Raw genomic sequence first — 23,196 nt, forward strand, 5'->3', positions numbered from 1 at the left:
CCCAGGAGCCCCCGTGCATCCCGCCCCCGTCGGCCGCCGCGAGCGCAACAAGCTCGAGAAGCTCGAGCGCATCACCGCTGCCGCGAGCGAGCTGTTCGCCGAGCACGGCGTCGACGAGGTCACGACCCAGCAGATCGCCGATCGCGCCGACATCGGCACCGGCACCCTGTTCCTCTACGCGAAGACCAAGGGCGAGCTGCTGCTCCTGGTGCAGAACGCGAACTACGTCGAGGCGCTCGAACGGGGCCGCACCGCGGCGCAGGGGTTCGAGGATCCCGTCGACGCGCTGATGGCGCTCGCGGCACCGATCGTCGAGTGCAACCGGGCGCAGGTCGAGAACGGCCGCACCTACCTCCGCGAGATGGTCTACGGCGACCCCGAGGAGCCCCGCCACGCGGAGGCCCTGGGCATCGTGGCGGGCACCGAGGAGGCCGTCGCCGCGCTCCTGCAGCGCGGGGGGCGGGTCGACGCGGAGCGCGCCGCGATCCTCGCCCACGTGCTGAGCGCGATCCTGCTGCTCTCGATGTCCCTGGGCGCGAACGCGGGCGCGAGCATCGACGAGATCCTGGTCGACGTGCGGCGGCAGGTCGAGGCGATCCTGCCCTGACCGGTCAGTCGTCGCGCGGGTCGGGCGCGAACTGCTCCGAGTAGAAGGAGTCGAGTGCGGTGTCCTCCGGATCCATCGGCTCGCCGTGCGGCGGCGAGTCGATCAGCTCGAGCTTCTCGCGCAGGTAGGTGATCGCCTCGGAGTTGTCCGGGGCCTCCATGCTCGAGTGAGCGACCTCGGCCATGATGCCCATGCCCGGGCCCAGCACGAATGTGGCGACCGTCTCGTCGCCGTCGGAGCTGAAGACGTGCACGTCCACGTCGTCCGCGGACCCGGTGGCGGCGAGCCGGGCCGCGTAGTGCAGCAGCAGATCGACGACGTCGTCGCCCGCGAGGAGGGATTTGTCGGCGTAGCTGATGTGCTTCATGGCTCCGAGGGTAGGAAGGCGCTGCCCGGGAATCGACGGGCTTGACCCCGGCGCGGGGAGCGTGGGACGGTCGTCGCGATACTGGAGGGATGCCGGTCCCGATCCGCCCCTACCGCTCCGCCGACGCCGCCGCGACGCTGCAGGTGTTCCTGGACGCCGTCAGCCGGACCGCCTCCGCCGACTACTCGTCCGAGCAGATCGAGGCCTGGGCCCGCCGCGACGACCGCGACCTCGACCGGTGGGGCGCCGCGCGCGCGGCCCGGCCGACCGTGGTCGCCCTCGACGGCGTCGAGGTCGTCGGCTTCTCGGACGTCGACGCGGAGGGCTGGATCGACATGCTGTTCGTCGCGCCGGACCACGGTCGACGGGGTGTCGCGTCAGCGCTCCTGGCGCATGTCGAGGCGCTCGCGCGCGCTCAGGGCGCGGTCGAGCTCGGGACCGACGCGAGCCTGACCGCGCAGCCCGTCTTCGAGCGGCACGGCTTCACCGTCGTGGCGCGGCAGCATCCGGTGCGCGGAGGAGTGGCTCTCGTGAACCACCGGATGCGGAAAGCGCTCGTCTGACGGGCGCGGCAGGCGGCTCGCGACGGGTGCTGCGAGGAGGAGGACGGTCAGGGCCGCGCCCTCGGTGCCCGCTCGTGTCACGCCTCCGATCGGCGCAGCCGCACCAGCACCGGGAGCAGCAGCAGCGCCAGCACCCCGCCGCCGAGCGAGAGCGCGGCGTAGCCCGGTCCGGCGACGACGACGCCCGACAGCACGCCGGCGCCGGCTCCGGCGAGCGCGATCAGCACATCGAGCGTGCCCTGGGTGCGCGCGCGGTCCTGCACGACGGTCCCGGCGACGACGAGCGCCGTGCCCGAGATCAGCCCGAGGTTCCAGCCGAGCCCCAGGAGGACGAGGGCGGCGATCGTGCCGACGAGGGACTCGCCGGGGGCGAGGGCCGCGACGAGTCCGGCGAGCAGCAGCAGCACTCCGGACGCCGCGGCGACGGGAGCCCGGCCGACACGGTCGACGAGCGCTCCCGTCACCAGCGAGGGGAGGTACATCGCTCCGATGTGCAGGCCGATCACGAGGCCGACGTCGCCGAGGTCGTGCCGGTGCGCGCTCATGTGCACGGGGGTGGTGGTCATGATCGCGACCATCACGATCTGCGTCAGCACCATCACGACCGCGCCCGCGAGCGCCGTCGGCGAGAGGCGCAGGCGTTCGGTCGAGGGGGGAGCGGAGGGGGCGGCGGAAGCCGCGTCCAGTCGGCGCGCGAGGAGGAAGGGGTCGGGTCGGAGCAGCACCAGCAGCGCCGATCCGGCCGCGAGGTAGGCGGCCGCGGCCAGCAGGAAGGGACCCGCGAGGGCGGGGAGTCCGAGCGAGAGGGCGAGCCCGCCGAGGGGCTCGATGAGATTCGGCCCGGCGACGGCGCCGGCGGTGGTCGAGACGAGGGCGATGCTGATGGCGGTGCCGCGACGCTCGGGCAGGGCGAGGTCGGTGCCCGCGTAGCGGGACTGCAGGTTCGCGGCGCTCCCGGCGCCGTAGACCAGGAGCGACACCCAGAGCAGCGCGATCCCGTCCGTCGCAGCCGCGACGACGACTCCGATCGCCCCGACGCCGCCCGCGGCGAAGCCCAGACCGAGGCCGAGCCGCCGTCCGGAGTGCTGGGTGAGGCGCCCCATGAGGAACGCGGCGAGAGCCGACCCGAGGGTGAAGAGCGCCGTCGGGACGCCCACGAACCCCTCCGAGCCGAGCAGCTCCTGCGCGAGCAGCGCGCCCACCGTCGCTCCGGCGGCCAGCCCTGCCCCGCCGAGGACCTGGCTGAGCACGATGACGATCAGGGTGCGCCGCTGCACCCGCGCGCGCTCGAGCTCCGCGTCCGTCACCATCCGGTCGTCAGCACCTCGTCGAGCTGGTCCGCGAAGAAGTCGGCGCTCTCGATCGTGAAGCACAGCGGAGGCTTGATCTTCAGCACGCACTGGCGGTCGGAGGTCGGCTGTACGATCACGCCGCGCTCGCGGAGGCGCTCGCAGATCGCGCGGGTCTCCTCCGTCGCCGGCTCGAGCGTCTCCCGGTCGCGCACGAGCTCGAGGCCCAGGTAGAGGCCGTGGCCGTGCACGGCGCCGATCAGCGCATGCCGCTCGGCGAGCTCCTCGAGGCGCGTGCGGAGGTGCGCGCCGACCGTGCGGGCGTTCTGCTGCAGTCCCTCGCCCTCGATCACGTCGAGCACGGTCAGACCGATGACGGAGCTGACGGGGCTGCCGCCGGCGGAGGAGAAGAAGTAGCCCTGCGAGCGGTATCGCTCGGCGATCTCCCGGGTCGTGATCACGGCTCCGAGCGGGTGCCCGTCGCCCATCGCCTTGGCCACGGCCACGACGTCGGGCACGACGCCCTGCTGCTCGAAGCCCCAGAACCAGTCGCCGAGGCGTCCGTAGCCGACCTGCACCTCGTCGGCGATGCAGAGGCCGCCGTGCGCGCGGACCGCCGCGTAGACCGCGTCCAGGTAGCCGTCGGGCAGCGGGATGCCGCCCGCATTGCCGTAGTAGGCCTCGGCGATGAACGCGCCGGGCGGCGTGCCCTCGGCGGCGAGCGCCTGGATCCGCGCCACCGCCTCCTCGGCGTAGCGGAAGACGTCGTCGCCGCGGTGGAGGCCGCGGTAGCTGTTCGGGGCGTCGAGGGTGTGCACCCAGGGCGGGCGCGTCCCGAGGGCGTCGGGGTTGTCGGCGACGGAGGTCGAGACGGCGTCCGAGAGCGCCGTCCAGCCGTGGTACGCCTCGCGCACGGCGAGCACGTCGTCGCGACCGGACCACGCGCGCCCGATGCGCAGCGCGAGATCCGCGGCCTCCGATCCGCTGTTCACGAGCAGCACGGTGTCGAGCCCGTCGGGCAGCAGTCCCGCCAGCCGCTCGGCGAACTCGCCGATCGCCGGGTACGAGAAGCGCGAGTTCGTGTTGAGCAGCCGCCACTGCCGCGCGACGCGCTCGGCCAGCAGCGGGTGCCCGTGGCCGATCGACGTGACGTTGTTGAGCACGTCGAGGTGCACGCGTCCGGAGTCGTCCACGAGGTGCTCGCGCCAGCCGCGGAGCATCGTCGGCGGCTCCTCGAAGTAGTGCTCCTGCACGTCGGCCAGGTGCGCCAGCCGGCGGGGGAGGACCGCGGCGTCGGGGCCGGGCGCGGGCAGGGAGCGGCCCAGGAGCAGGGGAGTGGGGTCGAGCACGACGTCGAGCCAGGCGTCGGCCCACGACCCTCGCGCGAAGAGCGGCGGCTCGACCTCCTCGAGCGCACGGGGGAGGGCCTGCGCGCGGACCGTCGAGGCGACGCGCCCGAGGCGCTCGCCCGCCGTGAGAGCCGTGCCGACCGCCGGCGCGTCCTCGACCCCCTCGAGACGGAGCAGCACCGACTCCCCGCGCAGGACGAGCGTGCCGGGGCCGCCCTCGACCACCTCCGCGTCGCAGGGCGCGGCCAGCTCGGCGGGCTCGGCCAGGTGGAGCTCGACGTGCAGGGCGACGGTCTCGGGCTCGTGCGCCGAGTGCGGCCGCGCGCGGGTGAGGCGGCGCTCGCCGTGGCGGAGCACCGCGGCCGGCGCGTGCTGCAGAGCCTCGGCGACGAGGGCCTCCTCGAGGCCCGGGTCGAGCCAGCGACCCTCGTCGAGCGCGGGGCTCTCGGGTGAGAGGTCGATCACGGCGGCCTCGATGGCGAGCGCGGGCACAGTCGTCCTGACGGGCGTCCGAGCGGCGCTGCGGCCGAGCGCGCGGCGCACGAGCGCCTGCAGCACGGGCAGGGGAGCCGCGGCCGCCCGCTCCAGGATCAGCTGCTCGTGCTCGAGGTTCTCGCGCGCGTACTCGTTGCCCGGGTCGCCCGCGAGGACGTCGTGAGCGCTCACCACCAGCACGGCCGCCCGCAGCACGACGAGCGGCCAGAGCGCCTCCGCCTCGGCGTCCGACAGCGGCCGGACGGCGTCGTAGGCGACCGCCGCCCGCAGCACCGAGGCGGCGTCGGCGTCGGCGTGGTGCAGGAGCGACGAGAGCGTGACCGCCAGCTCGCCGACGGCCCATCCCGCGCCGAGGTCGCCGAAGTCGATGACGCCGTCGGGCACCGCGCCCGCACCGACCACCACGTTGTCGTCCGTGAGATCACCGTGCACGAGCTGCACGGGCAGCGCCGCGGCGAGCGGAGCGACGACCGCCAGCGCCTCCCGGGTCGCCGAGCGGAGGAGCCGGCCGGCTCGCCGCGGCACGCGCCCGATCAGCGCGCTCACGACCTCTCCGCCGCGCCGCAGATCCCACTGTCCGGGCTCCTCGAGGCCGTCGAGCGGATGCGCTTCGAGAGCGGTGTCGAGGCGCGCCGCGAGCTCTCCCATCGCGCGGACGACCGCGGGGGAGAGGTACCCGGAGCCGGACAGCGTGCGACCCGGTACGAACTCGAGCACTCGCGCCGTGCAGTCCGCGTCGCCGAGCCGCAGCTCCTGCAGCACCCGGCCCTCCCGATCGGCGAGCGCGCGCGGAAGTCGGAGCCCCGGCAGCTCGTCGGCGAGTCGCGCGACCGCCTCCGTCTGCGCCGCGACCACTGCGCGCGGAGTCGCCGGGTTGGCGACTTTGAGCAGCAGTCGGCGCCCGTCGGCCTCGACGAGCACGTTGCGGTCCTGATTGCTCCCCAGCTCGTGCAGTGCTCCCTCGATCCCGTACCGCTCCCGGAGCAGATCGCGAGCGCGGTCGTGATCGAGCGCGGGCGGAGGCGGCGGGGCGACGGAGGAGGCGGGTTCGACCTTCATGGCGTGGTCCTGTCGTGCGGAGGGCTCGGGTGCGTCCATGATCCTCCCTCACGCGCCGGCGTCGAGCGCGAACGGGCGAGGGTCGGTCCTGCGGAACCTCTGCGGGGAGGCGAGCTCAGCCGCCGTCGTGCGCGACGACCGCTCTCAGCAGACGTTCCCTCCGCCGACCGACCCGGTCAGACCGCGTACGCCGCCGGGTCGAAGCGCCCGAGCTCCTCGCGGAAGGCGAACGCGAAGTCCGGCCACAGCAGCGTCAGCCGCTTCGAGTCGGGGTCGACGTACCAGCTCTCGCAGCCGCCGTTGGTCCAGACGGTGTCGGCGCTGAGCGCGTCGATCCGGGCGACGGAGGCGGCCTCGGCCTCCGCGGTCACCTCGAGCGCACGGGCGCCCGAGCGGTCGCGGTGGTCCAGGGCGGCGAGCACGTAGGCCAGCTGCGACTCGATCATGTGCACGGCCGAGTTGTGGCCGAGACTCGCGTTGGGGCCGTTGACCACGAACAGGCTCGGGAACCCGTGCACGGCCGTCGACGCGTGGGCCTGCATCCCGTCTGCCCAGTGCTCGGCGAGCAGCCGGCCGCCGCGTCCCCGGATCCGGCGCGCGAAGGGCGGCCTCGTCGAGTGGAACCCGGTCGCGAACACGAGGACGTCGACCTCGTGCGGGCGAGCGTCCTCCCCGATCACCGCCGAGCCCTCCACGCGGCGCAGCGGACCCGGCACGACGCGCACGTGCTCCCGCGTCAGCGCCGGGTAGTAGTCGTCCGAGAGCAGCACCCGCTTGCAGCCGATCTCGTAGTCGGGTGTCAGCACGGCCCGGAGCGACGGATCCGCGACCTGCGCCGCGAGGTGACCGAGGGCCTCATCGCGGAGGCGGTCGATCGCGGCCGGCACCCCGACCCGACCGGCGAAGCCGAGCTCCGCGCGCCAGAACAGCTCCTCCCGGAGGCGCTGCACCGCGCCCGGCACCCGGGCCAGCGAGCGCCGCTCGGCGGGAGGGTACTCGCGGTTCCGTCGCGGCACCACGTACGGCGCCGACCGCTGGAAGAGCACCACCTCGGCCGCCCGCTCCGCGAGGTGCGGCACGATCTGCACCGCGGAGGCACCCGACCCGACGATGCCCACGCGCGCTCCGTCGAGGTCGACGTCGTGCCGCCAGCGCGCGGAGTGGAACGCGGACCCCGTGAAGGAGGAGAGCCCCGGGACGCTCGGCAGACGCGGCTCCGACAGCCGCCCCGCGCAGACCACGAGCACGGCGGCCGACCAGTCGCCGCGCGACGTCCGCACGTCCCACCGCTCCGACTCCTCGTCGAACTCCATCCCGAGCACGTCCGTGCCCAGGTGCAGGTGCGGCTCGAGGCGCTCGCGCACGACCACGCCCTCCAGGTAGGCCTGGATCTCGGCGCCCGGGGCGTAGAACGCCGACCAGTCCGGCTCCGGTGCGAACGAGTAGGAGTAGAGGTGCGACGGGATGTCGCACGAGACGTTGGGGTAGTGGTTGTCGCGCCAGGTGCCCCCGACGCGGTCGGCGCGCTCGAGCACCGCGAACGAGGCGCCGCCGCGGCGGGTGAGCAGCGCCGCGGCTCCGATGCCGGCGAAGCCCGCGCCGACGACGAGGACGTCGACCTCGACGGCCATCAGACGCTCATCCGAGGCAGCGCGCTGCCCGCCGCGTCCCGCGAGGGATCGGCGAGGAAGTGCTCGAGCAGGGCCAGCAGCTCGGCAGGGCGCTCGGCGAGCACCGCGTGGCCCGCCTCGATCTCCGCCCAGCGGGCGTCGTCGATCGTCCCGAGCAGCGCCTGCGCGCCCTCGATCCCGACGACGGAGTCGGCCGTGCAGCCGACGACGAGGGCCGGGATCGCGAGCCCCGCGGCCGCCTCGCCGGCATCGGCGCGAGCCGCCGCCGCCAGCAGCGCTCCCGCCTCCGGTCCGAAGGGAGGGGTCCGCTCCGGGCCCAGCTCGGCGAGCGAGCGCACCGCGACCAGGCGCGAGAGGTCCGCGCGCGCCGCCGCATCCAGCGACTCCCACAGCCGCGCGGTGGCGATCAACCGCTCCGTCGGCCGCGTCCAGCCGGCGATCAGAGCGAGGGCCCGCACCCGCGGATCCGCGCCCGCCGCGATCGCGACCGCAGCGCCGAGGGAGTGGCCGACCACGACGGCCTCGTCGGCGCCGAGCAGATCGAGCACGGCCGAGACGGCGCGCGGCCCGTCGCGCCACGGGTCCTCGAGGTCCAGGAGCTCCAGCGCGGCGACCCTCCGCCGCCGTGCGAGCATCGGCAGCAGGAGCTCCCCGTCGGCTCTCGCCCCGCGTCCCGGCCCCGTCAGCAGCACGACGACCGGGCCGTCGCCGGCCGTCCACACGCGCACCGGGCGGTCGCCCAGGAGCACCCGCGACTCCGTCACGAGCGAGGCCTGCCGATCGAGGAACGCCTCGCGGCGGGTCATGACGCGCGTCGCGCCAGCGGGAGCCGCACCCGAACGGGTCCCGACGCCGCAGGGGCGGTCCGCGGCACGGCGCGAGACGGGTCGACGACGCCGTAGTCGGTCGTCCGCTGCCGCCACTCGCGCCCGATCTCGCGCATCAGCCGGTCGACCGTCGCGACGTCGAGCGAGCGGTGCGCCTCGGCGCCCGACTCCGGTCGCAGGGCGCTGTCGAGCAGCAGCCCGCCCAGATCGTCCGCGCCGCCGCGCAGGAGCACCTGCGAGGCGTGCAGCCCGAGCTTCGTCCACGCCGTCTGCAGGTGGTGGATGCGGCCGTGCAGGAGGAGGCGGGCGACGGCGTGCACCGCGCGCGTCTCGCGCAGCGTCGGCCCGCCGCGGGTGAGGGCCACGACCTCGGCGGGCGCCTCCGCCGGCACGAACGGCATGGCGATGAACTCGGTGAACCCGCCCGTCTCGTCCTGGATCGCGGCGAGCGCGCGCAGGTGCGCGATCTGCTGCCGAGGTGTCTCGACGTGCCCGTAGACCATCGTGGCGGTGGAGCGCAGGCCGTGGCGGTGCGCGGTCGTGACCGCCTGCGTCCACTCGGCGGCACTCGGGTCGGTACCCCGGCTCAGGATCGCGCGGACGCCGTCGTCGAGGATCCGCGCGGCCGTCCCCGGCACGCTCGAGACGCCCGCCTCCCGCAGCGCGTCGAGCATCTGCGGCACGGTGCGGCCCGACCGCGCGGCGGCGTCGCGGATCTCGGCCGGCCGGAACGCGTGCAGGTGCAGTGAGGGCTGCCGCTCGTGCAGAGTGCGCGCGATGAGCAGGAGGTCGTCGCCGGGGAGTCCCGGTGCGAGCGCCCCCTGCAGGCACAGCTCGGTCGCGCCGAACGAGACGGCCTCGTCGGCGAGCTCGCGCAGCGCGTCCTCGTCGAGCCCCGAGCGCCAGAGCGAGGTGTCGACGTTCATGTTCGCGACGACCGAGACGGTGTCGCCGACCGCCCCGCGGCGGACGTCGTCGGCCAGGGCGGCGAGCGCCTCGAGGTCGTCGCCGTCCGCCGCCAGCAGCGCCTCGTAGTCGGAGTCGTCAAGGCCAGCCGGGTCGGCCGCGGCCCGCTCGAGCACGGGCGCGAGAGCGGCGGACGGCACCCGGCGGGCGGGCGCCTCGAGCTCCTCGCGGTACGGCCGGGGGAGCACGGAGGCCGCCTCGTCGGCGAGCCACGACTCCGGATCGGCGAGCGCCCGAACGTAGGGCGCGACCCGCGGATCGATCCACGTCGCCGCGTCGCGCAGGTACTGCGGGTGCGCGGTAAGGCGCTCGCGGAGCCGGTACCCGGCCGCCGCCGTGAGCCGCGCGAGATCGTCGATGTTCGGCCAGGGCCGCTCCGGATTCACGTGGTCCGCGGTCAGCGGGCTCACGCCGCCCCAGTCGTCGATCCCCGCTCGGATCAGCAGCCCGAGCTCCTGCTCGTCGGTGAGGTTCGGCGGGGCCTGGATCGTGACGTCGGCGCCCATGACCAGTCGCGCGACGGCCACGTTCGCCACGTACTCCTGCAGCTCGAGGTCGACCTCGTTCTGCATCGCCGTGCGCGGCTTCGCGCGGAAGTTCTGCACGATGCACTCCTGCACGTGGCCCCAGCGCTCGTGCGACTCCCGGATGGCGAACAGCGCGTCCGCCCGCTCCGCGTCGTCCTCGCCGATGCCCAGGAGCACGCCGGTCGTGAACGGCACGCGGCTGCGGCCGGCGTCGTCGAGCACGCGCAGGCGCAGCGCCGGGTCCTTGTCGGGCGAGCCGTAGTGCACTCCGCCCTTCTCGGACCAGAGGCGCGTCGCGGTGGTCTCGAGCATCATGCCCATGGACGGCGCGACCGGGCGCAGCCGCTGCAGCTCCGCCCACGACATCACTCCGGGATTGAGGTGCGTGACCATGCCGGTCTCGCTCATCACGAGCACCGCCATCGCCCGCACGTACTCGAGCGTCGAGGAGTAGCCGTGCTCGGCGAGCCAGGCGCGGGCGACGGGCCAGCGGTCCTCCGGGCGGTCGCCGAGGGTGAACAGGGCCTCCTTGCAGCCCAGCGCGGCTCCCGCGCGGGCCACCTCGAGGATCTCCTCCGGCTCCATGAACGTCGACTCGCGCTTGGCCAGGAGGCCCCCGGGGGTCTCGACGAAGACGCAGTAGTGGCAGCGGTCGCGGCAGAGCTTGGTCAGCGGCACGAAGACCTTGCGCGAGTAGGTGATCACGTCCGGCCGACCTCGGCGGGCGAGGCCCTCGTCGCGGAGGGCGCCCGCCGCGGCGAGCAGCAGCTCGAGGTCGTCGCCGCGCGCTCCGAGCAGGAGCTCGGCGCTCGCCCGGGTGATCGGCTCCCCGTGCGCGAGGCGGTCGAGGACGGTGGCCGTGGGGGAGGTCATGCGGGTGGCGGCTCTTCCGGAGGGGTCGGTCGGCGCGGGGCCGGCGGTCGGTGCGGTGCTCAGAGCGCGCGCAGTCGCGGCGCGAGGTCGCGCTCGAACGCGTCGAAGAAGCGCTGCTGGTCGTCGCCGGGGGCGTGGAAGACCAGATGGGTGAAGCCCGCGTCGACGTAGGGCTTGATCTGCGCCACCGTCTCGTCGGGGTCGGAGCCCACGATCCAGCGCTTGGCCACCTGCTCGATCGGCAGCTCGTCGGCGGCCCGCTCCATGTCGACCGGGTCGGTCAGCGAGTGCTTCTGCTCGGGAGTGAGCGACAGCGGCGCCCAGAAGCGCGTGTTCTCGAGTGCGAGCGCGGGATCGGGGTCGTACGAGAGCTTGATCTCGATCATCCGGTCCAGCGTCGAGGAGTCGCGTCCGCCGGCCGCGGCGCCCTCCTCGACCGCGGGGAGCAGCTTCTCGGTGTAGAGCTCCATGCCCTTGCCCGAGGTGCAGATGAAGCCGTCGCCGGCGCGACCGGCGTACTTCGCCACGACAGGGCCGCCCGCGGCGATGTAGACGGGCACGCCGCTCTCGGGCTTGTCGTAGATCGACGCCTCGTGGGTGGAGTAGTACTCGCCGTCGAACGAGACGCGGTCGCCCGCCCAGAGCGCGCGCATCAGGCGCACGGCCTCGCGCAGGCGGGCGAAGCGCTCCTTGAAGTCGGGCCAGGTCTGCTCGCCCGCGCCCTGGTAGCCGGTTGCGATCTCGTTGAGCGCCTCGCCCGTGCCGACGCCGAGCATGATGCGGTCCGGGTAGAGGACGCCGAGGGTGCCGAACGCCTGCGCGATCACGGCAGGGTTGTAGCGGTAGTGCGGCGTCATGACGGAGGTGCCGAGCCGGATGGTCGAGGTGCGCTCACCGGCGGCGGCGAGCCACGCGAGCGAGAACGGGGCGTGGCCGCCGGTGTGGCGCCAGGGCTGGAAGTGGTCCGAGACCACCGCGCTCTCGAATCCGTGCCGCTCGGCCGCGACGGCGAGCTCGACGAGCTCCCGTGCACCGAACTGCTCCGCCGACGCCTTGTACCCGAGCGTGATCGTCATCTGCAGCCTTCGTCAGTAGGGAGGGTGACCGCTCGCGACCGACGCCGCGCGGTCCCTCCATTCTGCGCCTGTGCGGAGGCCGATCGGGACGATCAGTCGGATGCGGGCGAGATGTTGACCATCCACTCGACGCCGTACCGGTCGACGAGCATGCCGAAGCGGTCGCCCCAGGGCGACTCGGTGAGCGGCATCGGGGTCTCCCCGCCCTCGGCGAGCGCCGCGAACCAGCCGCTGAGCTCGGCGTCGTCGTCGCCGAAGAGCGCGATCTGGATCCGGGCGCCCTCGGCCGCCGGCATCGCACTCGGGCTGTCGGACCCCATCAGCAGCAGCCCGTTCGGCAGCGTCAGCTGCGAGTGCATGAGGCGGTCCTGATCGGCGGGGTCCTCGCTCGCCTGGAAGTCGGCGTACGTGCTCGCCTGGAGCTCGCCTCCGAACACCGAGCGGTAGAACTCCATCGCCTCGCGGGCATTGCCGGCGAAGCCGATGTAGGGGCTGAGACTCGTGGGCACGGCGAACCTTCTTCCTGACGGGGGACTGCGATCGCGATCAGTATCGACCCGGAGGCGGGCGCGGGCAACGGCCCGCTCACACCAGCCCGATGCGGTCCGGGACGCTGAAGCGCACGTCGGGGAGCCACGACGCGGGATCGGGGAACGGCCGCCCCTGCGGCAGGCGGGCCAGGAGCCTGCGGACGGCTCCGGCGTCGGAGGCGCTCGGCAGCACCCGCGCGGGCGCCGCGTGGGGGAGCACCCCCAGCCACCAGTGCTTCCAGTTCACCGGCGCCGACTCCGGCTCCAGCACCACGTAGTAGTCGGGCAGCGACGCCTCGCCGCGGCGGAAGACGCCGAGCGCGGTCTCGATCTCGACGTCGAGCGCGCCGTGCGTCGCACGGTCCTCGAAGAACTCGATCCAGGCGTTCGCCACGTGCTCCAGGGGATCCGCGTCGTGCAGCAGATAGGTGGAGGCGGACGGGTGCGTGCCCGGGCCGGTGCCCGGTCGGGCGTCCACGTTGGGCAGTGCGTCGAGGTCGCGCAGCAGGCCGTCGGTCCCGGGACCGACGAGCAGGACGACCGTGGCGGTGGAGCTCGGTGCTGTTCCCATGCTCGAGTCTCGGACGACCGGGAGGCCGAGCGGAAGTCCCCGCGCGTGACGAGCCCGTGACGATCGCCGACACGGCCTCGCCGGAGAGCGCCAGATCCGGGCGCGCCTGATCCGGCAGCGCCTGATCCGGGTCGCCCGATCCGGGTGCGCCTACTCCGGGAGCGACGCCTCGGCGCGCGTCGGCGGGTTCGCGCCCGCGCGCGAGGTCGTGATGCCCGCGACCCGGGCGGCCCAGCGTCCGACGGCCCGCAGCGACGGCTCGTCGAGCAGCATCCCGTTCGGCGCGCCGAGCCCCTGGCGGAACGCCTCGTCGAGGATCGCACCCATCGCCGAGTCGCCCGCTCCGATGGTGTCGGCCACGACGATCCGCGCGGGCGACGCGAGCAGCAGGCCCTCGCCGCCCCGGGTGATCACGGCGAGCTGCGCGCCGAGCCCGAGGATCCGGGTCAGCACCTCGTCGAGCTGGACGGTGGGGTAGAGCCACTCCGCGTCCTCGTCGCTGAGCTTGACGATCTCGCACGCCGCCGCGACGCGCTCGAAGCGCGCGAGCGCCTCGGCGTGCCCTCCGACGAGTGCCGGTCGGATGTTCGCGTCGACGCTCGAGGTCGTGCCGGCCGGCAGCGCCTCGAGCAACTCGAGCACCGCGGAGCCGCCCGGCTCGAGGTAGACGGCGATCGAGCCGGTGTGCACGTGGCCGAACGCGGTCGGGTCCGCCGCCGGCGGGTTCCACGACAGGTCGAAGTCGTACTCGGCCGAGCCGTCGGGCTGGATCCGCGCCCTGGCCGTCGAGGTGCGCGCGGCGTCGCCGTGCACGACGCACACTCCCGAGGCGCCGAGGTGCTCGGCGATGCGACGGCCGCGCTCGTCGTCGGCGATGTCGGTGACGAGGGTCGCCTCGCGTCCGAGGCGCGCCAGGGTCAGCGCGACGTTGGCGGGGGAGCCGCCGACGTGCTCGCTGCTCGCTCCGTCGCGCTCGACGATGTCGATCAGCGCTTCGCCGACGACGAGGATCCGGGGTGCTGCCGTCTCGCGGCCGTCCGTGCTGGGCATCCGACCATCATGCCGTTCCTCGTGCACGGTCGCACGGACCGGACCCGCTTCAGCGGTTCTGCGCGAGCACCTCGTCCACGCTGGTCAGCTCGATCAGGGGCGCGTAGAGCGCCATCGCGTCCAGCGCCCGCCGGTGGTCCGCCTCGGAGGCGCCCGCGCAGGCGTCCTGGACGACCCGCACCCGAACCCCCGCGTCGGCCGCCGCCAGCGCGGTCGACAGCACGCAGCAGTCGGTCGACACCCCGGTGAGCACGATCTCGCGCGACTCGTCGAGCAGCGCCTCGAGCTCGGGCCCCCACTTGCCGAACGTCGTCGCGGTGAGCACGCGGTGCCCCTCGAAACCGGGCATCAGGGCGTAGAGCGGGTCCTCGTCCGGCACGAGGGCGAAGGGCCACTCGCGGTAGTACGGCACCCAGGCGCCCTGCGGCTCGGCGGGTGCCACGAAGCGGGTGGTCACCACCTGCCGGCCGAACGCCGGGATCAGCCGCGCGGTCCCGGCGGCCGCCCGCTCGAACTCCGCCGAGCCCCAGGGGGAGTCGGCGTCGGCGAAGACGTGCTGCAGATCGATCGCGACGAGCAGGCTCACGCGCGCGACTCCTGGCGGCGCACGCTCGCCGAGGACGCGACGAGGGCGCCGACGAACCCGATCACGAGCGCGGCGAGGACGCCCAGGTTCGCGTAGGCCCACTCGCCCTCGCGACCGCCGATCGGCCCGAGCAGGTAGCCCTCCCAGCCGAAGCCGGGCGTGGTGTTGACCACGAGGCCCCAGCCGATCACGGACCCGACGACGACGAGCACCACCGGCGCGATCGAGACGCTTCCGTAGCGGCCGCGGGCGTCGTGGAGCGCCTCCTGGTCGTAGTCGCGGCGGCGGAGGAGCAGGTCGGCCAGGAACACGCCCAGCCACGCCGCGATCGGCACGCCGAGGGTGATCAGGAACGCCTGGAACGGGCCGAGGAAGTCGCCCGCGAGGAAGACGACGTAGATCGCCCCGAGCACCATCAGCACGCCGTCGATGCCGGCGGCGACGGGCCGCGAGACCTTGAGGCCGGTGCTCAGCAGGGCGAGCCCCGAGGAGTAGATGTCCATCACCGCGCCGCCGATGAGCCCGAGCAGGGCCACGACGATGAACGGCAGGAGGAACCAGGTCGGCAGGATCGAGGCGAGCGCGCCGATCGGGTCGGCCGCGATGGCGTCGGACAGCTCCTGCGACGATCCGGCGAGGAGGAGCCCGACGACCACCAGGACGACCGGCGCCACCGCTCCGCCGATCGTGGTCCAGGCGATCACGCCACCGGTGGCCGCCGTCCGGGGGAGGTAGCGGGAGTAGTCGGCCGCCGCGTTCACCCAGCCCAGCCCGAAGCCGGTCATCATGAAGACCAGACCGCCGATCACGGCTCCCGCCGATCCGGAGGGGAGGCTCGCGACGGCCCCCAGATCGATGTCGTCGAGCACGAGCGCGACGTAGACGACCGTCAGCACTCCGGTGGCGATCGTGATCGCCAGCTGGAGGCGCATGATCAGCCGGAAGCCGACGACGCCGGCGATCACGATCAGTGCCGCCACGACGATCAGCGCGACGACCTTCGTCAGCACGCCGCCGTCCCAGCCGAACTCCTCGAAGACGGTGGCGGTGGCCAGCACCGCGAGGGAGGCGAGGACCGTCTCCCAGCCCACGGTGAGCAGCCACGAGATCACCGAGACGAGGCGGTTTCCGTTCACGCCGAAGGCGGCCCGGCTCAGCACCATGGTCGGCGCCGACCCGCGCTTGCCCGCGACGGCGACGAAGCCGCAGAAGAGGAAGGACACGACGATGCCGATGACCGCCACCGCCGTCGCCTGCGCGAACGAGAGACCGAAGCCGAGCAGGAATGAGCCGTAGCTCAGGCCCAGCACCGAGACGTTGGCCGCGAACCACGGCCAGAACAGGTCGCGGGGGCGGCCGTGCCGCTCCGACTCCCGGATCGTGTCGAGCCCGTTGAGCTCGATGCCGCCGGCGGGGCGGACGGGGGTCTGGTCGGGAGAGGTCATGGCGTCCCTCGTTCTCGCGCGGGCGACCGGCGCTCGCCGGGCTGCAACGAATCTAGCGGCCGCTCAGTCCCGTGGGCGCTCGAGCAGCCCCCGCAGGGTCTCGAGGTCGGCGGCGATGCGTCCGCAGTCGTCGTCCCACTGCTCCAGGGTCATGCCCTCCTGCCGGCGGACGGTGAAGGCCACCTCGGCCCCGTCGCCGTTCGCGAGCACCCGGAGCGGATTGTCGAACACGCGCCCCTCGGCCGTGATCACCCGGTGGTCGGCGACGCCGAAGGGGTTCGTCGGAGCGAAGACCACCTCGACCCGCCCCATCGGGGAGTCGGCGAACCAGTGCCCGTCCACCTCCTCCACCCGCGACTCGGCGAGCCCCGCGGCCCAGAGCGGCAGGTTCGACGGGTCGACGATGAACGAGTAGACCTCGTCGGCGGGCGCGTCGATGACGATCCCGACCGGTCGTGATTCGTGCAGCACGGTCAGTCCCCTTCCGCGGCGAAGCTCGCCACGAGCAGTGCGGCGAGCGTGGTGCGGTCGAGGATCCCCTCGACGCTCACCGACTCGCCGCGCGCATGCGCTCCCGCTCCGGGAGCGCCGAGGCCGTCGAGCACCGGGATGCCGAGGGCCGCGATCAGATTGCCGTCGCTCGCGCCGCCCACGGCGGTCTCGGTGAGCGGCAGGTCCATGGTGCGGGCGACGCGCTCCGCACGCCGGTAGAGGGCGCCGACCGCCGGGGTCCGCTCGAAGACCGGGCGCTGCCACGATCCGCGGACCTCGATCCGGATCCGCTGGTCCGAGGCCTGCAGCGCGTTCATCTCGGCCTCGACCCTGGCCGCCTCGGCGGAGTTCCGGATGCGCGCCTCGAGCTCCAGCCGCACGCGCGCGGTGGTCACGTTGACCCGGCTCCCGCCGCCGACGAGGCCGATGTTCACGGTGGTCCCCGCCTCGGGCCGGGCGATGCCGAGGATCCGCGGGATCAGCACGCCGAGCTCGTGGATCGCGCTCGCGCCCTTCTCGGGCTCCACTCCCGCGTGCGCCTCGACGCCGACGACGTCGACGACGAAGTTGCCGATGCCCTTGCGGGCCGTCTTGACCGCGTCGCCGATCGCGCCCTCGAAGACGAGCGCCGCCTCCGCCCCCCGGCTCTGGTGCTCGAGGAACGAGCGGGAGGTGAGGCTGCCGACCTCCTCGTCGCCGTTCATCACGAGGCGGAGGGCCGGGTGCGCGAGTCGTGCGTGGCGCAGCGCCGCGACGACCCACACCATCTGCACCAGCCCGACCTTCATGTCGTAGGTGCCCGGTCCGCTCAGCCGGTCACCGTCGAGCGAGAACGGCCAGGAGCGCGTCGTACCCAGCGGCCAGACCGTGTCGTAGTGGCCGAGCAGAGCCACGAAGGGGCGCGAGCCGCGCGGGCCCCGCCCGGGCGCGCTGCCCGCGAAGGTCCAGCTCGAGGCGCCCGGAGCGTCCTGCTCGCGCCGGTGCTCGATCTCGGCGGCGTGCCCGAGGCGCTCGCCGACCCAGTGCACGAGGTAGGCGTGCAGCTCGCCCAGTGCCTCGAGGGAATCGCTCGGGCTCTCGATCATCACGAGGTGGCGGACGTCGGCGAGGATCTGCTCGCGGTTCTCGCGCAGGAACACGCGCACGCGGGCCGCGTCGGCGGCGTCGGGGAAGGTCACCGTACCCGGAGTACCAGAGTGCGGGCGGTGATGCGAACCCGCGCCGGTGGTGAACCGGACAGGGGGTGCTTACGTTGGAGTGAGCAGAGGTGGTGCATGTCCGAGGAACAGGCCGAGCTGCTGCGTGCACTGCACGACGAGCACTCGGCGGCGCTGTGGAGGTTCGTCCTCCGGCTCACGGGCGACCGCCAGATGGCGGAGGACGTGGTGCAGGAGGCGCTGCTGCGCGCGTGGAAGCACCCCGAGATCCTCGCCCAGGGCGAAGCGGCCGCGCGCTCCTGGCTCTACACCGTGGCCCGCAACCTCGTCATCGACGACCGCCGCAGTGCCCGGTACGCCCGCGAGATCGGCACCGACGAGGTGCCCGAGCGCCCCTCCGCCGACCGCACCGACCAGGTGCTCGACGCCTGGCTGCTCTCCGACGCGCTGAGCGGGATCAGCCACGACCACCGCGCCGTGATCGTGCACGCCTACTACGGCGGCCGGTCCGTGGCCGAGATCGCCGACCTGCTGGGCATCGCGCCCGGCACCGTGAAGTCGCGGATGCACTACGGCATGCGAGCACTGAAGCTCGCTCTGCAGGAGAGGGGAGTGACGGAGCTGTGAGCACCGCACCGCACGACGACCGGGCCGAGGGCGACGCCTTCCGCGACTGGGACGCCGCCTACCTCCTCGGGTCGCTGTCGAGCGCCGACCGCCGCGCCTACGAGCTGCACCTGCGCGGCTGCCCGGGCTGCCGCGAAGCGCTCGGCGAGTTCGTGCCGCTGCCGGGACTCCTCTCGCACCTCGGAGCCGAGGAGGCGCTGCGCCTGCTCGAGACCCCGGAGGAGGCCCCGGCCGCGCCGCCCTCGCTCCTGTCGCGTCTGGCGGCCGCCACCGACTCCGTCCGCCGCCGCACCCGGCTGCGCATCGCCGGCCTCGTGCTGGCGGCCGCGGGGGTGTCGGCCGCCGCGGCGATCGCCCTGCCGATGATCGTCGGCGACGCGCTGCCCCCGGTCGAGACCACCGGCTACACCGTCTCGCTCGCGAGCGAGCCCGGCGTCCCGGTCGAGGCGACCGTCCAGTTCGTCGCCGAGGACTGGGGCACCCGGATCGACATGGACTGCAGCTGGGGGGAGAGCGCCGAAGGGTCCTCGCCCACCGCCCGCTCCGTCGGCTACGTCATGTACGTGATCGACCGCTCCGGGAGCGCCGAGCCGATCGGGTCGTGGACGAGCACCCCGGGCAGCTCGATGCATCCGACGCTCGCGACGGGCGTCCCGCTCTCGGACATCGCGTCGGTCGAGGTGCGCCTGCAGGACTCCGACGCCGTCGTGCTCACCGGCGCTCCCTAAGCGGGCGCCCGGCCGCGCCGCCGGATTCCCAGGTGAACCGCTCCGGCACTGAGTAGCTTCTCAGTCATGACGATCGCGACCCTCGCCCTCGCCCCTGCCTCCGTGGCCACCGCCTCCTCCTCCGACAGCATCGACCAGCTCTCCGGGCTGGTCGGCGTCGCTGCGCGGGTGATCGCCGCGCTCGGCGAGGCGGGGGGGGGCCTGCTGACGCTGATCGAGACGGTGTTCCCGCCGATCCCCAGCGAGCTCGTGCTGCCGCTGGCGGGCTTCCTCGCCCAGCAGGGACGGATGAACCTGGTGCTCGTCGTGATCACCGCGACTCTCGGCGCGTACCTCGGCGGTCTCGTCCTCTACTGGCTCGGCCACCGCATCGGCACCGAGCGCTCCATCCGCCTGCTGTCGAAGCTGCCGCTCGTCGATCGCGAGGACTTCGAGAAGGCGGTCGGCTGGTTCCGCCGCCACGGCACGTGGGCGGTGCTGTTCGGCCGCCTGATCCCCGGCGTCCGGAGCCTCATCTCGCTCCCGGCCGGCGCCGAGCGGATGAACCTCCTGCTGTTCTCGGGCCTCACGATCCTGGGCTCCGGCGTCTGGAACGGCCTGCTGATCGGCCTCGGCGCCGCACTCGGCACGCAGTACGAGCTCGTCGACCGGTACGCGGGCGTGCTCGACGCGATCATCTACGGCGCCGTCGGAGTGGTGGTGCTGCTCCTGATCGTGCGGAGCATCCGGCGGCACCGCGCCGCGCGGGGCACGGGCCGACGGCACTGACCGCGGGCGGCACCGCTCGCCCCGCCCGTTGCCCGCACGACTGCCGGGAATAGTCGGCGGCCTCTCTTGTTGATACCCCCCGGGGGTATCGGAAGGAGAGGCGCATGACGCACGACACCAGGTCCGACCGGATCGGGCACGGCCGCGAGGAGCGCGGCGACGATCACGCAGCGCACGGGCACGGCGCGCACGGGCACGACGATCACGCCGCGCACGATCACGCGGTGCACGGGCTCGCCCAGCACGGTCACGACGGCCACAGCGGCCACGGAGGCGGTCACGCCGGCCATCACGCCGCGCACGTCGCGATGTTCCGACGGCTGTTCTGGTCGATGCTGGTCCTCGCGGTGCCCACGGTCCTCCTGAGCCCGATGTTCGCCGACCTCGTCGGCTACCGGCTCCCGGACGCCGCGTGGATCGCCTGGGTCCCGCCGGTCCTCGGCACCGTGCTCTTCGTGGTCGGCGGACGCCCGTTCCTGTCGGGGGCGGCCGACGAGATCCGCTCGCGCGCCCCCGGCATGATGCTGCTCATCGCCCTCGCGATCTCGGTCGCCTTCCTGTCCTCGCTCGGCGCGAGCGCCGGCCTGCTGCCGCACGAGCTCGACTTCTGGTGGGAGCTCGCGCTGCTCGTCGTGATCATGCTCCTGGGGCACTGGATCGAGATGCGCTCGCTCGCCCAGGCGTCCAGCGCCCTCGACTCGCTCGCGGCGCTGCTGCCCGACGAGGCCGAGCGCGAGACGGCGGGCGGCGTCGAGCGCGTCCGTCCGGACGAGCTGACGGTGGGCGATGTGGTCCTGGTGCGCCCAGGATCGCGCGTCCCCGCCGACGGTGAGATCGTCGAGGGCGCCGCCGAGGTCGACGAGTCGGTCCTGACGGGGGAGTCGCGGAGCGTCGCGCGCACGGTGGGCGACCGCCTCGTCGCCGGCAGCGTCGCGACGGACGCCCGGCTCCGGGTGCGCGTCGACGCCGTCGGCGACGACACGGCGCTGGCGGGCATCCGCCGGCTGGTCGCCGAGGCGCAGTCGTCCTCGTCGCGCGCGCAGATCCTCGCCGACCGGTTCGCGGGGCTGCTGTTCTGGTTCGCCCTCGGAGCGGCGGTCGTCACCGCGATCGTCTGGCTCGCGCTCGGGATGCCCGACACCGCTCTCGTCCGCGTCATCAGCGTGCTCGTCATCGCCTGCCCGCACGCCCTGGGCCTCGCGATCCCGCTCGTGGTGTCGATCGCGACCGAGAAGGCGGCCCGCGCCGGCATCCTCGTCACCGACCGCGCCGCTCTCGAGGCCATGCGCTCCGTCGACACCGTGCTCTTCGACAAGACCGGCACGCTCACGCTCGGCCGTCCGGAGGTCGTCGAGGTCCTCGGCGGGTCCGAGACCCTCGCCCTGGCGGCCGCCGTCGAGCACGAGAGCGAGCATCCGCTGGCCGTCGCGATCGTCCGGGCGGCGGGGGAACCGCACCTGCGCGCCGCAGGCTTCGAGACCCGGGGCGGCATCGGAGTCGCGGCGATGGTCCGTGGCGACCGCGTGGCCGTCGGCGGCCCGGCACTTCTCGCCGAGCTCGGCCTCGAGCCGCTGCGCGAGAGCGCCGAGGCGTCCGAGCGCGGCGCGACCGTCCTGCACGTGCTCCGCGACGACGCGATCGTCGGCGCACTCGTGCTCGAGGACGCCGTGCGACCGGAGTCGGCGGAGGCGATCGCCGCGCTGCAGCGCGAGGGTGTCCGGGTGGCGCTCGTCACCGGCGACGCCGAGCCGGTCGCCCGCCGCGTCGCCCGGGAGCTCGGGATCGACGAGGTGATCGCCGGAGTCCTCCCCGGAGGCAAGAGCGACGTCGTCGCGCGGCTCAGGTCCGAGGGCCGTCGCGTCGCGATGGTCGGCGACGGAGTGAACGACGCCCCGGCGCTCGCCGGAGCCGACGTCGGCATCGCGATCGGCGCCGGCACCGACGTGGCGATCGCCTCGGCCGGGCTGGTGCTCGCCTCCGACGACCCGCGCGCGGTGGCGCGCATCCTCGCCCTCTCGAAGGCCTCGGCCGCGAAGATGCGGCAGAACCTCGCGTGGGGCGCGGGCTACAACGTGGTCGCCGTCCCGCTCGCGGCGGGCGTGCTCGCTCCGCTGGGATTCGTCCTGCCGATGGAGGTCGGCGCCCTGCTGATGAGCGCGAGCACCGTCGTCGTCGCGGCCAACGCGCAGCTGCTGCGCCGGATCCGCCTCTGACAGTCCCGGGGCGCGGGCGCAAGGCCGTGTGCGCCGCGCCCCGGGTGCCCTAGCGTTCGAGGGGTCAGCCCCCGACGCGAAGGAACGCCATGTCCGAGAACGCCGCTCCCACCCTGTCCCGCACCGCCGTCGAGCGGAGCTGGATCCTCGGCGTCTCGCTGATCGCGATCGCCCTCGGGGTGATCGCCGTGCTGATCCCGGGCCCGACGCTCCTGACCGTCGCGATCGTCTTCGGCATCCACCTCATCGCGGCGGGCGTGTTCCGCCTGCTGCTCGCCTTCACCGCGTCCCGTCTCGAGGCGCGTGTGCGCTGGGTGGCGGGCCTGCTCGGCGCGCTCATCCTGGTCGCCGGCATCCTCTGCCTCTCGAACCCGTTCGAGTCGCTCACCGTCCTCGGACTGGTGATCGGCCTGGGCTGGATCCTCGACGGCGTCTCGAGCATCACGAGCGGCCGCACCGTCTCGGGGCCGGCCTGGCTGCCGATCGCGGCGGGCATCGCCTCCGTCATCGCCGGCATCCTGACGATCATCATGCCGGTGCTCGCGCTGGCCTCCTTCGTGACGGTCGTCGCGATCCTGCTGATCGTGGTCGGCGTCTCGGGTCTGCTGCTGCTCCCGGGACGCACGAAGGCGCCGGAGCAGGCGCGCTGATCGCTCCGGGCCCAAGAGGGTCGGCGCTGCGCCGTCGGTGCACCTCGGCCGCCACCGGCCCGGCCGAGCCCTGACCGTGAGGGCGGAGGGTCCCGGATGCGGTGCCGCGACTCAGAACCCGAGCACGCCGTTGCCCGACAGCACCGCCGCGGGGATCGCGAAGGCGAACCACGACACCGGAGCCAGCACCCAGTTCGCGAGGATCGGCCCGCGGCCGGGCGCGTGGGCGCGCACCGCCTCGACTTCGGCGAGGGCCACCCGCGGCGAGTAGAGCAGCCGGGCGTTCGCCGCGATCGAGATCAGAGCACCGGCGGCCAGCGGACCGCCGAGCAGCGCGATCGGCGAGCCGGCGGCTGCGATCCAGCACGCGGCGATCACGACCCAGAGGACGAGCAGCCAGACGGCCACCGCGAAGCTGATGCGCTGAGCCGGACTCCTTCCCGAGGCGTACAGGTCGTCGGCCTGCTCGTCGATCGGCCGGCGGAGCACGCGCAGCCGGAGGACCGCCGCGACCAGCAGCGCCACGACCGCGTAGGGCGGGCCCGCGACGATCAGGATCCGGACCGGCAGGAAGTCGAGCTGCAGGAGCGCGAGCACCCCGACACCGCCGAGCAGCGCCATGCCGACCGGGACGACCAGCAGCGCCGAGAGAGGGAACGCGGGCGGCGCCTGCCTCAATGGCCACAAGTCCTGCTCCTCGGGCGGGGGATCGCGCGGGTCGCGGTCGTGAGCGTCCATCCCGGCACCCTA

At 73.9% G+C, this 23,196-nt stretch carries 22 protein-coding genes; 7 read left to right on the forward strand and 15 right to left on the reverse strand.

Going from position 1 to position 23,196, the window contains the following annotated elements; all coding sequences use genetic code 11:
- Window positions 1-13: 13 nt before the first annotated feature.
- On the forward strand, window positions 14-607 hold the full coding sequence (locus NB037_RS05535) for a TetR/AcrR family transcriptional regulator (RefSeq protein WP_251944345.1): 594 nt from the start codon (window positions 14-16) through the stop codon (window positions 605-607).
- A gap of 4 nt (window positions 608-611) precedes the next feature.
- On the opposite strand, the gene NB037_RS05540 is transcribed toward NB037_RS05535, so the two are convergent.
- The gene (locus NB037_RS05540; protein ID WP_251944300.1) at window positions 612-974 is read right to left on the reverse strand and encodes a hypothetical protein; all 363 of its coding nucleotides are present in this window, start codon (window positions 972-974) and stop codon (window positions 612-614) included.
- A gap of 89 nt (window positions 975-1,063) precedes the next feature.
- On the opposite strand from NB037_RS05540, the gene NB037_RS05545 reads away from it, so the two are divergent.
- Window positions 1,064-1,537 (forward strand): GNAT family N-acetyltransferase, encoded by a 474-nt coding sequence (locus NB037_RS05545; RefSeq protein WP_251944301.1) that lies wholly within the window; start codon window positions 1,064-1,066, stop codon window positions 1,535-1,537.
- 77 nt (window positions 1,538-1,614) lie between these two features.
- Here NB037_RS05545 and NB037_RS05550 read toward each other — a convergent pair whose 3' ends face one another.
- The 13 genes from NB037_RS05550 to NB037_RS05610 all read right to left on the reverse strand — a co-directional run bounded on the left by NB037_RS05550 (window position 1,615) and on the right by NB037_RS05610 (window position 17,481).
- Entirely contained in the window at window positions 1,615-2,844 is a 1,230-nt protein-coding gene (locus NB037_RS05550; RefSeq protein WP_372490705.1) for an MFS transporter, read from the reverse strand.
- Window positions 2,841-5,729, reverse strand: coding sequence for an aminotransferase (locus NB037_RS05555; RefSeq protein ID WP_251944303.1), 2,889 nt, complete (start codon window positions 5,727-5,729; stop codon window positions 2,841-2,843). Before NB037_RS05555 ends, NB037_RS05550 begins: the two co-directional genes overlap by 4 nt.
- 176 nt (window positions 5,730-5,905) lie before the next feature.
- Complete coding sequence (locus tag NB037_RS05560; RefSeq protein ID WP_251944304.1) at window positions 5,906-7,360, reverse strand: flavin-containing monooxygenase; 1,455 nt, start codon at window positions 7,358-7,360, stop codon at window positions 5,906-5,908.
- On the reverse strand, window positions 7,360-8,166 hold the full coding sequence (locus NB037_RS05565; protein ID WP_251944305.1) for an alpha/beta fold hydrolase: 807 nt from the start codon (window positions 8,164-8,166) through the stop codon (window positions 7,360-7,362). The genes NB037_RS05560 and NB037_RS05565 overlap by 1 nt, the downstream gene beginning before the upstream one ends.
- Complete coding sequence (gene cofG, locus NB037_RS05570) at window positions 8,163-10,553, reverse strand: 7,8-didemethyl-8-hydroxy-5-deazariboflavin synthase CofG (RefSeq protein WP_251944306.1); 2,391 nt, start codon at window positions 10,551-10,553, stop codon at window positions 8,163-8,165. The genes NB037_RS05565 and cofG overlap by 4 nt, the downstream gene beginning before the upstream one ends.
- 59 nt (window positions 10,554-10,612) lie before the next feature.
- A complete protein-coding gene (gene fgd / locus NB037_RS05575) occupies window positions 10,613-11,629 on the reverse strand; it encodes a glucose-6-phosphate dehydrogenase (coenzyme-F420) (RefSeq protein WP_251944307.1) in 1,017 nt (338 codons plus the stop codon).
- Window positions 11,630-11,721: 92 nt separating this feature from the next.
- On the reverse strand, window positions 11,722-12,138 hold the full coding sequence (locus NB037_RS05580; protein WP_251944308.1) for a VOC family protein: 417 nt from the start codon (window positions 12,136-12,138) through the stop codon (window positions 11,722-11,724).
- Window positions 12,139-12,214: 76 nt separating this feature from the next.
- Window positions 12,215-12,730, reverse strand: coding sequence for a hypothetical protein (locus NB037_RS05585; RefSeq protein ID WP_251944309.1), 516 nt, complete (start codon window positions 12,728-12,730; stop codon window positions 12,215-12,217).
- A 150-nt stretch (window positions 12,731-12,880) separates the two neighbouring features.
- Window positions 12,881-13,780 (reverse strand): carbohydrate kinase family protein, encoded by a 900-nt coding sequence (locus NB037_RS05590; protein ID WP_251944310.1) that lies wholly within the window; start codon window positions 13,778-13,780, stop codon window positions 12,881-12,883.
- A gap of 49 nt (window positions 13,781-13,829) precedes the next feature.
- A complete protein-coding gene (locus tag NB037_RS05595; protein WP_251944311.1) occupies window positions 13,830-14,366 on the reverse strand; it encodes a cysteine hydrolase family protein in 537 nt (178 codons plus the stop codon).
- Window positions 14,363-15,811 (reverse strand): purine-cytosine permease family protein, encoded by a 1,449-nt coding sequence (locus NB037_RS05600; protein ID WP_251944312.1) that lies wholly within the window; start codon window positions 15,809-15,811, stop codon window positions 14,363-14,365. The genes NB037_RS05595 and NB037_RS05600 overlap by 4 nt, the downstream gene beginning before the upstream one ends.
- Before the next feature lie 63 nt (window positions 15,812-15,874).
- Window positions 15,875-16,282, reverse strand: a complete 408-nt coding sequence (locus NB037_RS05605) for an SRPBCC family protein (RefSeq protein ID WP_251944313.1) — start codon at window positions 16,280-16,282, stop codon at window positions 15,875-15,877.
- Window positions 16,283-16,284: 2 nt separating this feature from the next.
- On the reverse strand, window positions 16,285-17,481 hold the full coding sequence (locus NB037_RS05610; protein WP_251944314.1) for a M20/M25/M40 family metallo-hydrolase: 1,197 nt from the start codon (window positions 17,479-17,481) through the stop codon (window positions 16,285-16,287).
- Window positions 17,482-17,577: 96 nt separating this feature from the next.
- On the opposite strand from NB037_RS05610, the gene NB037_RS05615 reads away from it, so the two are divergent.
- From NB037_RS05615 to NB037_RS05635, 5 genes are all read left to right on the forward strand, one after another.
- Entirely contained in the window at window positions 17,578-18,087 is a 510-nt protein-coding gene (locus NB037_RS05615; RefSeq protein WP_251944315.1) for a sigma-70 family RNA polymerase sigma factor, read from the forward strand.
- A complete protein-coding gene (locus NB037_RS05620) occupies window positions 18,084-18,815 on the forward strand; it encodes an anti-sigma factor family protein (protein ID WP_251944316.1) in 732 nt (243 codons plus the stop codon). Before NB037_RS05615 ends, NB037_RS05620 begins: the two co-directional genes overlap by 4 nt.
- A 66-nt stretch (window positions 18,816-18,881) precedes the next feature.
- Window positions 18,882-19,583 (forward strand): DedA family protein, encoded by a 702-nt coding sequence (locus NB037_RS05625; protein WP_251944317.1) that lies wholly within the window; start codon window positions 18,882-18,884, stop codon window positions 19,581-19,583.
- A 104-nt stretch (window positions 19,584-19,687) separates the two neighbouring features.
- Window positions 19,688-21,796: a copper-translocating P-type ATPase gene (locus NB037_RS05630; RefSeq protein ID WP_251944318.1), complete on the forward strand. Its 2,109-nt coding sequence runs from the start codon at window positions 19,688-19,690 to the stop codon at window positions 21,794-21,796.
- A gap of 89 nt (window positions 21,797-21,885) precedes the next feature.
- Entirely contained in the window at window positions 21,886-22,446 is a 561-nt protein-coding gene (locus NB037_RS05635; RefSeq protein WP_251944319.1) for an HdeD family acid-resistance protein, read from the forward strand.
- Window positions 22,447-22,557: 111 nt separating this feature from the next.
- Here the strand turns inward: NB037_RS05635 and NB037_RS05640 are convergent, their stop codons facing one another.
- Window positions 22,558-23,184, reverse strand: coding sequence for a hypothetical protein (locus NB037_RS05640; RefSeq protein ID WP_251944320.1), 627 nt, complete (start codon window positions 23,182-23,184; stop codon window positions 22,558-22,560).
- Window positions 23,185-23,196: the final 12 nt, after the last annotated feature.

It is taken from the genome of Rathayibacter rubneri, from assembly GCF_023743255.1.
Classification (GTDB): domain Bacteria; phylum Actinomycetota; class Actinomycetes; order Actinomycetales; family Microbacteriaceae; genus Rathayibacter; species Rathayibacter rubneri.

Coding starts and splice junctions, on each gene's coding strand:
- NB037_RS05540 (WP_251944300.1), bottom strand. CDS start 974: ATGAAGCACATCAGCTACGCCGACAAATCCCTCCTCGCGGGCGACGAC.
- NB037_RS05545 (WP_251944301.1), top strand. CDS start 1,064: ATGCCGGTCCCGATCCGCCCCTACCGCTCCGCCGACGCCGCCGCGACG.
- NB037_RS05555 (WP_251944303.1), bottom strand. CDS start 5,729: ATGAAGGTCGAACCCGCCTCCTCCGTCGCCCCGCCGCCTCCGCCCGCG.
- NB037_RS05560 (WP_251944304.1), bottom strand. CDS start 7,360: ATGGCCGTCGAGGTCGACGTCCTCGTCGTCGGCGCGGGCTTCGCCGGC.
- NB037_RS05565 (WP_251944305.1), bottom strand. CDS start 8,166: ATGACCCGCCGCGAGGCGTTCCTCGATCGGCAGGCCTCGCTCGTGACG.
- cofG (WP_251944306.1), bottom strand. CDS start 10,553: ATGACCTCCCCCACGGCCACCGTCCTCGACCGCCTCGCGCACGGGGAG.
- fgd (WP_251944307.1), bottom strand. CDS start 11,629: ATGACGATCACGCTCGGGTACAAGGCGTCGGCGGAGCAGTTCGGTGCA.
- NB037_RS05585 (WP_251944309.1), bottom strand. CDS start 12,730: ATGGGAACAGCACCGAGCTCCACCGCCACGGTCGTCCTGCTCGTCGGT.
- NB037_RS05590 (WP_251944310.1), bottom strand. CDS start 13,780: ATGCCCAGCACGGACGGCCGCGAGACGGCAGCACCCCGGATCCTCGTC.
- NB037_RS05600 (WP_251944312.1), bottom strand. CDS start 15,811: ATGACCTCTCCCGACCAGACCCCCGTCCGCCCCGCCGGCGGCATCGAG.
- NB037_RS05615 (WP_251944315.1), top strand. CDS start 17,578: ATGTCCGAGGAACAGGCCGAGCTGCTGCGTGCACTGCACGACGAGCAC.
- NB037_RS05625 (WP_251944317.1), top strand. CDS start 18,882: ATGACGATCGCGACCCTCGCCCTCGCCCCTGCCTCCGTGGCCACCGCC.
- NB037_RS05630 (WP_251944318.1), top strand. CDS start 19,688: ATGACGCACGACACCAGGTCCGACCGGATCGGGCACGGCCGCGAGGAG.
- NB037_RS05635 (WP_251944319.1), top strand. CDS start 21,886: ATGTCCGAGAACGCCGCTCCCACCCTGTCCCGCACCGCCGTCGAGCGG.
- NB037_RS05640 (WP_251944320.1), bottom strand. CDS start 23,184: ATGGACGCTCACGACCGCGACCCGCGCGATCCCCCGCCCGAGGAGCAG.